The 12,724-nt window shown below is 58.3% G+C and carries 14 protein-coding genes; 9 read left to right on the forward strand and 5 right to left on the reverse strand.

Annotated features, from left to right (window positions below; translation table 11 throughout):
• From TRM7557_RS09325 to TRM7557_RS09335, 3 genes are all read right to left on the reverse strand, one after another.
• Positions 1-1,449, reverse strand: coding sequence for a TRAP transporter large permease (locus tag TRM7557_RS09325; protein WP_207382650.1), 1,449 nt, complete (start codon positions 1,447-1,449; stop codon positions 1-3).
• Positions 1,450-1,452: 3 nt separating this feature from the next.
• Positions 1,453-2,208 carry a TRAP transporter small permease subunit gene (locus tag TRM7557_RS09330; protein ID WP_058289949.1) on the reverse strand — a complete coding sequence of 252 codons (756 nt, stop codon included), beginning with the start codon at positions 2,206-2,208 and terminating at the stop codon, positions 1,453-1,455.
• A 107-nt stretch (positions 2,209-2,315) separates the two neighbouring features.
• Positions 2,316-3,359: a TRAP transporter substrate-binding protein gene (locus TRM7557_RS09335; protein WP_058289950.1), complete on the reverse strand. Its 1,044-nt coding sequence runs from the start codon at positions 3,357-3,359 to the stop codon at positions 2,316-2,318.
• A gap of 223 nt (positions 3,360-3,582) precedes the next feature.
• Here TRM7557_RS09335 and TRM7557_RS09340 point away from each other — a divergent pair, with 223 nt between their 5' ends.
• The 5 genes from TRM7557_RS09340 (at position 3,583) to TRM7557_RS09360 (ending at position 8,394) form a co-directional block, all read left to right on the forward strand.
• Complete coding sequence (locus tag TRM7557_RS09340) at positions 3,583-4,365, forward strand: FadR/GntR family transcriptional regulator (protein ID WP_058289951.1); 783 nt, start codon at positions 3,583-3,585, stop codon at positions 4,363-4,365.
• A 263-nt stretch (positions 4,366-4,628) separates the two neighbouring features.
• Positions 4,629-5,141 (forward strand): paraquat-inducible protein A, encoded by a 513-nt coding sequence (locus tag TRM7557_RS09345; RefSeq protein ID WP_058289952.1) that lies wholly within the window; start codon positions 4,629-4,631, stop codon positions 5,139-5,141.
• Positions 5,128-5,721 carry a paraquat-inducible protein A gene (locus TRM7557_RS09350; RefSeq protein ID WP_058289953.1) on the forward strand — a complete coding sequence of 198 codons (594 nt, stop codon included), beginning with the start codon at positions 5,128-5,130 and terminating at the stop codon, positions 5,719-5,721. Before TRM7557_RS09345 ends, TRM7557_RS09350 begins: the two co-directional genes overlap by 14 nt.
• Positions 5,718-7,820: a PqiB family protein gene (locus tag TRM7557_RS09355; protein ID WP_058289954.1), complete on the forward strand. Its 2,103-nt coding sequence runs from the start codon at positions 5,718-5,720 to the stop codon at positions 7,818-7,820. Before TRM7557_RS09350 ends, TRM7557_RS09355 begins: the two co-directional genes overlap by 4 nt.
• Before the next feature lies 1 nt (position 7,821).
• Positions 7,822-8,394, forward strand: coding sequence for a PqiC family protein (locus TRM7557_RS09360; protein WP_058289955.1), 573 nt, complete (start codon positions 7,822-7,824; stop codon positions 8,392-8,394).
• A gap of 44 nt (positions 8,395-8,438) precedes the next feature.
• On the opposite strand, the gene TRM7557_RS09365 is transcribed toward TRM7557_RS09360, so the two are convergent.
• Positions 8,439-8,897 carry an RrF2 family transcriptional regulator gene (locus tag TRM7557_RS09365; RefSeq protein ID WP_058290023.1) on the reverse strand — a complete coding sequence of 153 codons (459 nt, stop codon included), beginning with the start codon at positions 8,895-8,897 and terminating at the stop codon, positions 8,439-8,441.
• A 43-nt stretch (positions 8,898-8,940) separates the two neighbouring features.
• Complete coding sequence (locus TRM7557_RS09370; RefSeq protein ID WP_165592442.1) at positions 8,941-9,660, reverse strand: hypothetical protein; 720 nt, start codon at positions 9,658-9,660, stop codon at positions 8,941-8,943.
• Between the two features lie 3 nt (positions 9,661-9,663).
• On the opposite strand from TRM7557_RS09370, the gene TRM7557_RS09375 reads away from it, so the two are divergent.
• The 4 genes from TRM7557_RS09375 to ccoN are packed head-to-tail and all read left to right on the forward strand — an operon-like array spanning position 9,664 to position 12,718.
• Positions 9,664-10,026 carry a group III truncated hemoglobin gene (locus TRM7557_RS09375; protein WP_235811446.1) on the forward strand — a complete coding sequence of 121 codons (363 nt, stop codon included), beginning with the start codon at positions 9,664-9,666 and terminating at the stop codon, positions 10,024-10,026.
• Positions 10,027-10,059: 33 nt separating this feature from the next.
• Complete coding sequence (locus TRM7557_RS09380) at positions 10,060-10,812, forward strand: DUF2189 domain-containing protein (protein WP_058290024.1); 753 nt, start codon at positions 10,060-10,062, stop codon at positions 10,810-10,812.
• A 5-nt stretch (positions 10,813-10,817) separates the two neighbouring features.
• Positions 10,818-11,114: a DUF1971 domain-containing protein gene (locus TRM7557_RS09385; RefSeq protein WP_058289958.1), complete on the forward strand. Its 297-nt coding sequence runs from the start codon at positions 10,818-10,820 to the stop codon at positions 11,112-11,114.
• Positions 11,111-12,718 (forward strand): cytochrome-c oxidase, cbb3-type subunit I, encoded by a 1,608-nt coding sequence (ccoN, locus tag TRM7557_RS09390; RefSeq protein WP_058289959.1) that lies wholly within the window; start codon positions 11,111-11,113, stop codon positions 12,716-12,718. Before TRM7557_RS09385 ends, ccoN begins: the two co-directional genes overlap by 4 nt.
• Positions 12,719-12,724: the final 6 nt, after the last annotated feature.

A 12,724-nucleotide genomic window follows, 5' to 3' on the forward strand; every position in this document is an offset into this window, starting at 1 on the left:
TCATTTCCCATATGCAAGGGCGGGCAGCCAGGTGGTGAGTTCAGGCCAGGCAAAAACCACAGCCAGTGCAAGAAGTTGCAGCAGAACAAAGGGGATCACGCCGCGGTAGATATGGCCAAGTGTTACGCCGTCGGGGCACACGCCTTTCAGGTAGAACAGCGCAAATCCCACCGGTGGCGTCAGGAAGGACGTCTGTAGCGTGATTGCCGCAAGGATGGCGAACCAGACAACGGCGGGCTCATCAACGACGCCAAAGTCATTCACCGGCAAGCCCAGCGACACCACAACCGGCAGGATCAGCGGCATGACGATCAGCGTGATCTCGATCCAATCGAGCAGAAAGCCCAGAAGGAAGATGATGAACAGGATAAACGCGATCACCAGATAGGGGTTCTCAAACGTGCCAAGAACCATGTTCTCAATGATCTCATCGCCGCCAAAGCGGCGCAGCACAAAGGCAAAGAAATTGGCGGCAATGAAGATCCCGACGATATAGCCAGAGGTATTCAGGGTCTGGCGGATCGCCTCTCGGAAGGTCGCCCAGCTGAGGGTGCGGTTTGCAAGCGCCAGCGCGGTGGCCCCCAGCGCGCCCAGGCCAGAGGCTTCGGTCGGCGTGGCCAGACCAAAGAAAATCGACCCCAGCACCAGCAGGATCAGCAGCATCGGCGGGATCACGGACAGCGCGACCTCGCCGATGATCTTCAGGCTGATGGGTTCACGGTTTTCCGGCAGCGGCATGTCCTGCGGCCGCAGCAGCCCCCAGATGATCAGGAACAGAATATAGAAAACGCCCAGCATGACACCGGGGATCAGCGCCCCCATGAACAGATCGCCCAGTGAAATCGCCAACTGATCAGACATGATCACCAGCATGATCGACGGCGGGATCAAGATGCCCAGGGTGCCAGAGGCCGCAATGGTGCCGGTGGCAATGGGTTTGGAATAGTTTTGCGCCATCATCGCAGGCAGGCCCATCACACCCAGCAGAACAACAGAAGCGCCGATCACCCCGGTCGATGCCGCGAGGATAATGCCGATCAGCATGACCGACAGCGCAAGCCCACCTTTGAGCGAGCCAAACAGAACCTGCATGGCCTTCATCATCCGCTGCGCCACGCCGGATTGATCCAGCATCAGCCCCATAAAGATGAACATCGGCAGGGCAACCAGCACCGGGTTCTTGATGATGCCGCCAAAGAAACGCCCGGCATTGGCAGACAGTTTCTTGTAGGTGATCCTGGGCGCATCAAAGGCGATGACCTCGCGGATCGCGTCTTTGAACGGATCCAGCACAACCATGGCCAGCAGGGTGAAGATCAGCGACACACCAACCAGCCCATAGGCCACAGGTACACCGCGAAACAGCATGACGATAAAGCTGATGAACATCAGCAGGACAAGCCACTGGTTCAAGTCCAGCAGCTGCCCGGCAAAGGCGAGAAGTTCCATGGGTCAGTGGTCCTTATTGGCGCGGGTCCGGCGGTCCCAGAACAGGGTCAACACCAGCAAAATTACGAACAGAACGAGGCCAATCCACGCGCTGTGTTCAAACATCGGTTCTTTCAGAATGCGGCGGGGCTTCATCTCCGCATCAGAGAGACGGACACCCCACCACATCCCGTAAACAGCCACTCGTTCACATACAAACCAGACAAAGGGCAGGGCGCCGATCAGGCAGGCCGCGAACCCTTTGAATTCAAGTGTTTTCAGATGGTTGCGCATGCCCGACCATGTGGCCACGATGGCCGCAATAAACAAAAGAGGCACAGCAGATTTCAAAAGATACAGGTGATGCAGGCCGTTGGGGCTGTCTGATCCTTCCTGCGCGGCAATCGAGGCAAAGGCATAGTGCAGGGTCAGATCCGTCATCACCGCAAGGAAGGGCAGCAGCAGCCAGCCAAGCGCAAAGACTTCGATCCTGGCTTTCTTTTCCGGGCTGTAGCCTGCGTGCAGAATGTCGACGCGCACATGGCTTTCGGTGGCAATGGCATAGGCAAAGCCGACCATCATCGCGGCGCCGTAAAGCCACCATTGCAGGTCATCGAGCCAGGCCTGGTTCATGCCTGCCTTGCGGAGAATGACCTGGGCCACAATGGCGACCATGAGGATTGGAAACACCCAGGCAAAGGCCCCGGACAGACGCTTGATCGCGCGTTGTCCGGGCAGATCGGTCGGGGATGGAGTGAGTGGGTTGTCGGAAGCGGACATGGCGCATCCTTCTTTGGTCGTGCGAAAGCGGGCTTTCGGGTCTCTAAAAGAGGGCGGCCCTGGAAGGAGAGGACCGGGCCGCCCAGTGTGGCGTCAGCTGTTTGGGGTTACTGACGCGGGAGGTAGATGTTGGTCGACCACAGGCGGTAGCCTTCGCGGTACTCCTGCAAATCCGCCCAGACGGTGGCGAAGAATTCATCTTCGCTTGCCATCTCGGTTGCGACCTCGGCCCAGGTGCTGCGGAACAGATCCAGCATTTCGGGATCCCACTGGCGCAGCTCAACACCGTTGTTTTCGACGTTGTCGACCATGGCGGCATAGTTGCTGGCTTCGCCCTCGGCGAAGTTTGTGGTCAGGTTCGCGAGGCAGGCCACTTCGATCTGGTTTTTCGCGGTGTCCGAAAGATCTTCGTAGACCTCTGCGTTGATGAGCAGTTCAAAGATGGTTGCGGGCTGGTGCCAGCCGGGGAAGTAGTTGAAAGGCGCGATTTTGTGGAAGCCAAGGCGCGCGTCGATGCGCGGCATGGAAAACTCTGTCGCGTCAATCGCGCCGCGCTCCAGAGCCGGGAAGATGTCAGACGCCCCCAGCAGCGAGGTCGACACGCCCAGACGCTGCATCACCTGCGCGCCAAGGCCAAAGAAGCGCATGTTCAGACCCTGCAGATCCTCGGCCGAGGTGATTTCCTTCTTGAACCAACCCGAGGTTTCGGGCGCGATGATGCCGCAGGGCAGCGTTTTTACGTCATAGCCATTGTCGTCATACATCTGCTGCCACAGATCGCCGCCGTCATCATAGAGGATCCAGCCAAGGAATTCGCCCGCTTCGGGGCCAAAGGGCACAGCGGCAAACAGTGAAGCGGCCGACATTTTACCCTGCCAGTACCCCGAAGTGGCAAAGGCCGCATCGACGGACCCGTTGGATACGGCATCCAGCGCTTCGAGGGTCGGAACCAGCTTGCCGGGGTCAAAATGTTCGAACTGCACATCGGAAGAAATGCCGTTGATTTTCTCGACAAAATCGACGGCTGCGGTGCCGAGAATGGGCAGGTTCTGACCAAAGGCAGAGGTCATCTCGAGCGTTTCTTCGGCCTGCGCAAAAGACGCGGTTGCAAGCGCTGCAGTGGCAGCGAGGGTCAGTGTTTTGGATGTCATTTTGTCCTCCCAGGGTGTTGGACGGAATGTCCGAAATAGAAGCCCGCTCCACCGGGCATAACCGGTAAACTAAATTTACCATTGCTATGTGGTCAAGTAACTTTACCGGATGTGTTGATCGCAAACCGCTGGGGCACAGGCGGGAAGGTTCTGAAAGGAAAGCCTTTTGTTGCGACGAAAGGCCGGTTAATATTGTGAACCAGATGTTGGGAGACGTGCTAAAATGAAACGACAACCGACCCCGAAGGCCCTGTTCGACCCGATTGCGAACGAATCATTGGCGGATGTTGCCGTGCGCCAAATCGAGGAGTTGATCCTGGGCGGTGTGCTGACCGAAGGCATGGTTCTGCCCGGCGAGCGGGATCTGGCAGAGCAGCTGGGGATTTCGCGCCCCAAGGTCCGCGAAGCGCTGAAATATCTGGCTGACTGCAAGCTGCTGAAGATCGTTCCAAACGAAGGGATCTATGTGGACAAGCTGGGCGGCGATGCCATGTCGCCTGCCCTGATCGAATTGTATAAACGGCACCCAGAGGCCATTCAGGACAATCTGGAATACCGCCGCGAGCAGGAGGGATTTGCAGCCCGGCTTGCGGCACAGCGGGCAACGCCCGAAGATCATCTGGCGCTGAACCAGATCATTGCAGCAATGTCAGAACCGGACCCTCAGCAGGATCTGGCGCTTGCGTCCGAGCTTGATTTGAAGCTGCATCTGACCATTGCCTTTGCCAGCCACAATCGAACGCTCATCCATATGATGTCATCGCTCTACCGGATGAACCGCAGTGCGTTGTTTTACAATCGCGGGGAGTTGATGAACCTCGATCAGGCGTCGGAAAACCTGCTTCAGCAGCACAAGGACATCGTGGATGCCATTTGTGCCGGGCAGCCCACGCAAGCAGAAGAGGCCGCCAAGGCCCATATCGACTATGTGATTGATCTGGTCGACAGTTCCCTCAAACAGCGCGACCGCCAGGCGTTGTCGCGCAAACGCAAAGGATTAAGCTGAAGCAGGCCGCGCGCGGTTGAACCTTTGAACGGTACGGTTGTTTTTTGCCGATGGGTGATGATTTTCGTTTCATTCCTGCCGAGGCCCACTAACCTTAGGGACCAATCCAGACCCAGAAAGGTTTTGCCTTGGATTACAGGGAGATCTACTCAACTGCACCGGATCGTCTTTTGGCCTGCCAAAAGTGCGATACCCTGTCTGTTGTGGATGACCTGCCCCCCGGCAACGCACTGCGGTGCAGATGCTGCGGACATACAATTGTAGTGCGTAAGAAACAGCCCTTCGTCCGCACAGCGGCTTTTGCGATCACCTCTTTGATCTTGGCGGGGTCGTTACTGGCGTTTCCGTTTCTGTCGATGGCGCGGTTTGGGTTTGGGCACGAGACCTCGGTGCCGGGTCTGGTCGAGTCCGTGGCCCAAAATTGGTATGTTCTGCTGTCCTTACTGATCGCCTTGTTCGTGCTGGCCATCCCTGTGTTGCGCGCCGGGCTTATGTTGTATCTCGTGGCCTTGCTTCAGGCGGGGCGCGGGGGGGACCGTCTTAAGCGCGTGTTTCGCTTCACCGAAAAACTGACACCCTGGGCCATGACCGAGATTTTTGTGGTCGGAACGGGTGTGGGGCTGGTCAAAGTGGTGGATCTGGCGCAGGTGACCTTTGATGTGTCCTTCTGGCTCTATTGCGGGCTGGTGATTGCCTTTGCGCTGTTCAATGCCTCGGTCTGTCGATGGTCGATCTGGCGGCATATCAATCGGGAGGGCCCGGATGCGCGCAATTGATCTGGGACTGGTGGGCTGCCATGTGTGCGGCACCGTTCACGACGCATCCGAGGTGCAGTGCCGCACCTGCGGTGCCATGGTCCAGGCGCGGCGCGCAGGCAGTCTGCAGGCCGCATGGGCCTGGGTGGTTGCAAGCATTTTGTGCCTGATCCCCGGCAATCTCTTTCCCCTATTGGTCAACAACATCCTTGGCACATCGTCGGCACATACGATCTTTGAGGGGGTCATCTTGTTCGTGGAGTCTGGCAATTACGCTGTGGCCTTCGTCATTTTTGCGGCCAGCATGTGCCTGCCCATTGCCAAGATCGCGATCATTCTGTTTCTTTTGCTGAGCATCCAGTTTCGATGGAAGTTCAGCCACCATATGCGCCTGACATTGCATGATTTTATTGAGTTCATTGGCCGCTGGTCCATGATCGACATTTTTGTCGTGGCCCTGTTGACCGGCCTGGTTCAGCTGTCGCCCGTGGCGTCCATTGAACCCGCAGTGGGAGCGCTTTTTTTTGCGGCTTCCGTGATCTGTTCGATGCTTGCAGCCCAAAGCATCGATCCAAAACTGATTTGGGACAGCCCAACGTGACCAAACCAACACCGACGTCCGCGCAGAACGCATCCGCCCCCGACGCCCCCGCGATCCAACACCGCGCGCGCCTTTCACCGGTCTGGAGTGTGCCAGTGATTGCCCTTTTGGGCACGCTGGGTCTGGCGTGGCAGTCCTATTCGAACCGCGACGTGCCAATCACGGTGGCCTTTGAAGATGCAACCGGCATTGAGGCCGGAAAAACCAAAGTGCGGTTTCGCGATGTTGAGGTTGGAACTGTCTCGGACATTGCGCTGAGTGACGACCTGGCGCAGGTTCTGGTCACTGTCGGCATCCACAAAGACATGGCGCATTTCCTGGATGCGGACACGCAGTTCTGGCTGACGACGGCGCAGGTGGACACCAGCGGGCTGACTGGGCTCAATACTTTATTTTCAGGGGCTTTTATCAGCGTTGACTGGGATGCTGCGCCCGGCGCGCCGCAAATGGAATTCACCGCCTTGCCAAAGGCACCGACCATTCCTCCGGGGGCCAAGGGCATTGCGGTCACACTGGTTGCTGACACCAGCGGATCCATTGCCGTTGGCGCGCCTGTCCTGCACAAAGGGGTCAAAATGGGCAAGGTGGAAGCGGTCGAATATGATGCGCAGACCGACAAGGTCCTGATCACCGCGTTTGTCACAGACAGGTACAAGCCGCTTCTGAACACCGGCACGCGCTTCTGGAATGCCTCGGGCATCCAGTTCGACCTGGGGCAGGCGGGGTTTGCCCTGCAGGTGGACAGCTTAGCCAGTCTGCTTCAGGGCGGGGTTGCCTTTGACACCACGCTGTCCGGTGGCGACCCCCTGCAAGGCAATGCGGTGTTTGATCTTTATAGTTCGGAAACAGAGGCCCGTGGCAGTCTGTTGAACGAAGACCTGCGAGCAACCGTTTTTGTCACCTCGCAATTCGAAGGGTCGGTCAAAGGATTGAAAGAGGGCGCCGAGGTCCTGTTTCGCGGCCTGAAAGTTGGCGAGGTCCAGACCCTGTCGGCGCTCACGGTGACCAAGGCGGATGGCGCGCCGGATATTCAACTGGTGGCGTCTTATTCGATCCAGCCAACCCGGTTGGGTCTGAAGGACGTAACCACCCCCGAAGAGACAATGGACCTCTTGGCGGCAATGGTGGAAAAATCCGGACTTCGCGCGCGGTTAGCGCCGAATTCGATCTTGTCTGGCGGGCTTCATATTGAACTGTTTGAAGACCCCACAGCCAATGCTGCGACCCTGATCCGGGACCGGCAGCCCTATGCGCAGATGCCAACGCTTCCGACACCGCCGTCAACGCTGGAAACGGGCGCGCAGGACCTGTTGACACGTGTGTCGTCGCTGCCGGTGGAGGAGGTGCTGGATCGCGCCATTCAGTTGATGTCAGCCGTCAACATAATCTTGGCGGACCCGGACACAAAACAGATGCCGGCCTCGGTGAATGCCTTGGTCAAACATGTTGACGAAGTGGCGCAGTCCGACGCGGTGCGGCAACTGCCCGCTGACATTCAGGGGGTGGTTCTGGATATCAAAACGCTCCTCGATACGATCGAGACTGCCAATACAGTCAACCAGCTGGTGTCCTCTGTTGCACAGTTTCAAAGTGTGATGGCGAATGTGTCCTCCGCCAGCGACGGCCTGCCGCAGCTGATGGCCGATATTGACCATTTTGTCCAAAGGGCAAATCAGATGCCGATTGAACAGGCGGTCAGTTCCGCCAATGACCTGCTTGTGGCGGCGACGGCACTGGTGGGCAATCCTGATATGGGCAGGGTTCCTGCGGCCCTGTCGGGCGCTTTGGATGAGATCAATGCAACCCTGGATGACCTGCGCAAAGGCGGGGTGACTGAAACCCTGAGTGCAACCCTTCAGTCCGCGTCAACGGCGGCGGATTCCGTGGCCGTTGCGGCGGCAGATCTGCCGGACCTGACCAAGCGGCTGGACGCGCTTGCCACCTCTGCTGATGCGGCGGTTGGCGCTTATGGTGCAGGATCGCCGGTGAACCGCGATATTCGCAAGGTAATTGCGGATCTGCGTGACACGGTCCGGTCCATTGATGTTTTGGTCCGAGAAATCAGTCGAAAACCAAATTCGCTTTTGTTGGGGCGTTAAAATGATCCAGAAAACTTTGACGGCTGTTCTGGCCACAGCGCTTCTGACCACTGTGGCGGCCTGCAGTAGCAACGACGAACGCTACCTTTTGCCCGAGGTCACGGATGTGGCGCAGGTGCGGTCGCCTGTACGAAGCGTCGAGGTACAGGAGATTGATCTGCCGGACTATGTTGCCGACAGCTCTATCTTTCTGCCGGACGAGAACGGTATCCTGCGGCTGCAAAAGAACCAGTCCTGGGCGGACGAACCTGCCCGTGCGATGACTGAGCAACTGTCAGCCGGGCTGGATCTTGCCCTGAAGGCCGATGTTGCATCAGAGCCCTGGCCCTTTGTGGACCGGCCCCAAGCACAGGTAGAAGTCCGTCTTCAGGGCCTGACCGTTCTGCCCAGTCAAACCCTGCGCATGACGGGCCAGTTTTTTGTGAAATCGGATGACTTCATTGGGCTGCAAACAAGCAAGCGTTTTGCAATTGAGGTGCCAATTGACGGCGAGGGTATTCCGGCCCTCGCTGCGGCCCGACGGGATGCCATGCACAAGCTGGTGGCGCGGATCGCCACAGCCCTGGCTCGCTGATCACGCTGCCTCCCACGCCAACTCAGAGGGGGCGTGCATGCGCGCTAGGGCGGGATATCTTCGGTGTTCAGGGTCGCCAGCAGGGCCTTCATGCCCGGGGCGCTCTGGATCACCTTGTCGAGGGTGAGTTGATCCAGAGAGCTGTAAAACGCTTCCTGAGCAGCCCCCAGCGCCGATGAAAGACCGCAGGCAGGCATGAGGCGACAGCTGCCCATGCCGTCGACGCCAAGGCATTCCACAACCGGTTTGTCCGCTTCAAGTTTGCGCAGCAAGTGGCCGAGATTGATCTCTGCCGGCGCCTGCGCCAGCCGCAGACCACCACCGCGCCCACGCAGCGATTCCGCATACCCTTCGGTCACAAGCCATGTCGTGACTTTGGCCATATGGTTGTATTTGGCGTCGTGAATGCTGGCGATCTGACGTGTGGACAGCAGCTGATCTGGCGACGCCGCAAGATGAACCACAACCCGCAGGGCGTAATCTGAGAACTTAGAAAGCTGCATCTTTGTCAGGTAGCAGCCTGTAATCCGCATCTCAAGTGCGGGTTCAAAGAATTTCCGCCCGTGCAGGCGCTTTTGGCAGGGATCCTGCGGCCCAGAGCAGCAGGCAAATCTTCAAGATCTCGGCGGCAATGAACAACAGATGCAGATTGCTGGGGCCAGGTGTTTGTCCGGCAATCAAGGTGTCGCTGCGGAGCTGAAGCAAGGGGTGCAAGCCCAACTGCTGCAGCGCCAAAACAGCCAATATGGCCAGCAGAAGATAATCAGGGCGGCGCTTTTGGCGGAAAAACCCGCCCAGCAGGGCCGCAGCGAGCAGCATTTCGGCTATGCCCAGCCATGCAAACTGCGCGCGGCCGATCATCAGATGCTCTGCTGTGGACAGCGCAGTGACCTGAAATTTGGCCGAAGCTGCAATCAGGTTCCCTCCTATGGCAAGCCCCGCCCACAGCGACAGCAGGATGGGAATGGTAAGTTTTTCACGTTTCATTTCAGCACCTTCTTGTCGGCCGCAGGGGTACTGGTTTAAATCAGTATTGTAAATACGAATTAAAGCCAGTACGAAGATCCCGACCGGAAAGGAGATCGAAATGGATGCTCTGACGTTTGACACAGCCCTGACCGCAGTTAGGGCGCTGGGTGGTTTGGGAAAAAGGCCTGTGGCAGGCGTGCCGAAAACAGGGTTCCCGCGCCAAGGGGCGACCCCGGCGGAGGGATCGTAACCATGGCTGCAGCGCGTTTTCCAATAACCGAACTTCAAATCGATCAACTGGTGCGGGCATTCTATACCCGTGTTCGCAAAGATGTCGTTCTGGGGCCTGTGTTCCGGCGCGCAGTCGGCACCTCGGACGCGGCCTGGCGCGAACATGAGGCACGCATTGCGTCCTTCTGGCGCAATGCACTGGGGCTGGATCGCAGTTTTTCCGGCAATCCGATGATGACCCACCTAAACAACAGCGATGTGGTGCCAGAGCAGTTTCCTGTCTGGCTGTCATTGTTTCGTGAAACTGCTGATGACATACTGCCCCCACAAGCAGCCCAGGGCATCTCGGAACTGGCGGAACGTATCGGCAAAAGCCTGGCCATGGGTCTCATGCAGTTCCGCGCTCCTGAAGACCCGCCGCCGCTCCTTTGAGGTGCGGCGCAGATTGTCCCAATGGGTGATGCTATGGATGCAACAGCAGATCTTCGAAAACCTGCACGCGTGCTGCGCGGCGATGCGGTGCCAACCATTGGCCAGTGGCTGCAGCGCGGTTGGGGTGATTTAAAATCCAACCTTGGTGTGTCGCTTGCCTATGGCGGGTTTCTGGCCGTGATCGGGTGGGCCGTTCTTTATGTGCTGACCGCAACCGGGCAGGGGTGGATGATCCTGCCAGCCCTTGCGGGGGCTATGTTGTTGGGGCCGGTTGCAACGGTTGGCCTGTACCGCATTTCCCGACGCAGAATGGGGCTGGGCGGGGGCGGCGTGGCGGCACCGGGGCAGATTTTTCTGGTGTCTGTTGTGCTGATGGTTCTGGCCCTGACCTGGATCCGGGCGGCGACGCTCCTTTTTGCGGTTTTCTTTGGCCTGCGCCCTTTTGCAGGCTTTGCTGAGACCTTGCAGACCTTGTTTGCCACGCCGGAAGGCATCGCCCTCTTTGTGGTTGGATCATGTGTGGGGGGGCTGTTTGCCGCATTGGGCTTTGCGATCGCAGCGTTTTCGCTGCCTATGCTGGTGCACCGCGACATTGATGGGTTTTCAGCCATGGGGCTGAGTTTCAGCGCCACGACCCGAAATTTCCGGCTTGCCCTTTTGTGGGGGGCAACTGTGACGGTGATGATTGGTCTGTCTGTCCTGTCTGGTTTGATCCTGCTGATCCCACTTTTCCCGCTTCTTGGCTATGCCACATGGCACGCCTATGCCGATCTGTTCGAAGGATAACCCTTATGCGTCCAGCCGTCCCAAGCACGCTGCAGAAATACTCTGAATCCCCGCTGTTCGACCAGGATACGGTCCCAGACGCGCTGTTGCGCGACCACAATACCAAAGCGGGCGTCTGGGGGCTGATTGTGGTCAGCGAAGGCGCGCTGACCTATCTGCGCGACGCGCATCCGGCACAGATTGTGACCGCAGACGCACCGGCGGTGATCTACCCGGAAGAACCGCACAGCGTTCACCCCAAAGGCAAGGTGAGGTTCAAAGTGGAATTTTACCGGCTTCCAAAAGAAGGAGAGGCAGAATGACCCGCGAGGTTGAATACACGAGCCTGATCCTCAGCACGGGTGCATTATTTGTCTTGGGGGCGGCGATTTTGGGCTGGGGCAGCGGCGCCTATGCGCTGCATGGCTGGTTGATTGCGCTTGTCACGGGCTGGGGCCTGTTCTGGCTGATCAATCGGGCAACCGATCCTGAACCGGAAATCCCGTTGGAGTACAAAGACGACGTGATCAAATGGGGTGTTCTGGCCTGTTTCTTTTGGGGCGTGGTTGGTTTCACCGTCGGAGACATCCTGGCCTGGCAATTGGCGATCCCCAGCCTGAATGGCGATATGTTCTGGTCGAATTTTGGCCGGATCCGTCCCATTCACACGACTGCGGTCATTTTTGGCTTTGGCGGCAATGCGCTGATTGCGACCTCGTTCTACGTGGTGCAGCGCACGTCGCGGGCGCGACTGGCGTCTGAGACACTGCCCTGGCTGGTGTTGGGCGGCTACAATCTGTTCGTCGTGCTGGCGGTGACCGGCTATCCGTTCGGGATCACCCAGTCCAAAGAATATGCCGAGCCCGAATGGTATGCGGATCTTGTGCTGTTGGTCACTTGGGTTGGCTACCTGTTCCTTTATTTGAAAACCCTCGCCCGGCGGGCAGAGCCGCATATCTATGTCGCGAACTGGTATTACCTCGCCTTTATCGTGGTGATTGCGATGCTGCACGTGGTGAACAACCTTGCCGTGCCGGTGTCGATCACGGGGCCCAAGTCCTATCCGCTGTTCGCAGGCGTGCAGGATGCGATGACGCAGTGGTGGTATGGGCACAATGCGGTTGGTTTTCTGCTGACCGCAGGGTTCCTCGGCATGATGTATTACTTCCTGCCCAAGGCAGCCGGGCGGCCGATCTACAGCTACCGCATGTCCATCCTTGGGTTCTGGGGTATCACCTTTCTCTACCTCTGGGCGGGCTCGCACCATCTGCACTATACCGCATTGCCGGATTGGGTGCAGTATCTGGGCATGACCATGTCGATCATCCTGCTGGTGCCCAGCTGGGGGTCCGTGTTCAACGGGTTGCTGACCCTGAATGGGGCATGGGACAAGGTGCGCACCGACCCGGCGATCCGCTTTATGATGGTGGCGATCCTGTTTTATGGGCTGTCGACCTTTGAAGGGTCTTTCATGGCGATCCGGCCCGTGAACACGCTCAGCCATTATACCGACTGGACGGTGGGGCATGTGCATGCCGGTGCCTTGGGGTGGGTGGCCTTCATCACCTTTGGGGCGATGTACAAAATGGTGCCCTGGGTCTGGAAACGCGAGGGCGTCTATTCCCTGCGACTGGAGGCGCTGCATTTCTGGCTCGCCCTTGGCGGGACGCTGATCTACGTCGGCGCGATGTGGAACTCGGGCATCACCCAGTCGCTGATGTGGCAGACCTACGAGCCTTCCGGCGCCTTCACCTATGCCTTTATGGATACGGTGGATGCAATGATCCCCTACTACTGGATGCGTGCGATCGGCGGGTTGCTTTACCTGCTGGGGGCGCTGATCGGATCCTACAATATCTATATGACCGTGCGCGGCGCGCCGCGGCCTGAAACAGGGGGCGAGGCACGCCCTCTCCCAGCGGAGTAAGCGCAG

This window comes from Tritonibacter multivorans (assembly GCF_001458415.1).
In the GTDB taxonomy this organism is placed as follows: domain Bacteria; phylum Pseudomonadota; class Alphaproteobacteria; order Rhodobacterales; family Rhodobacteraceae; genus Epibacterium; species Epibacterium multivorans.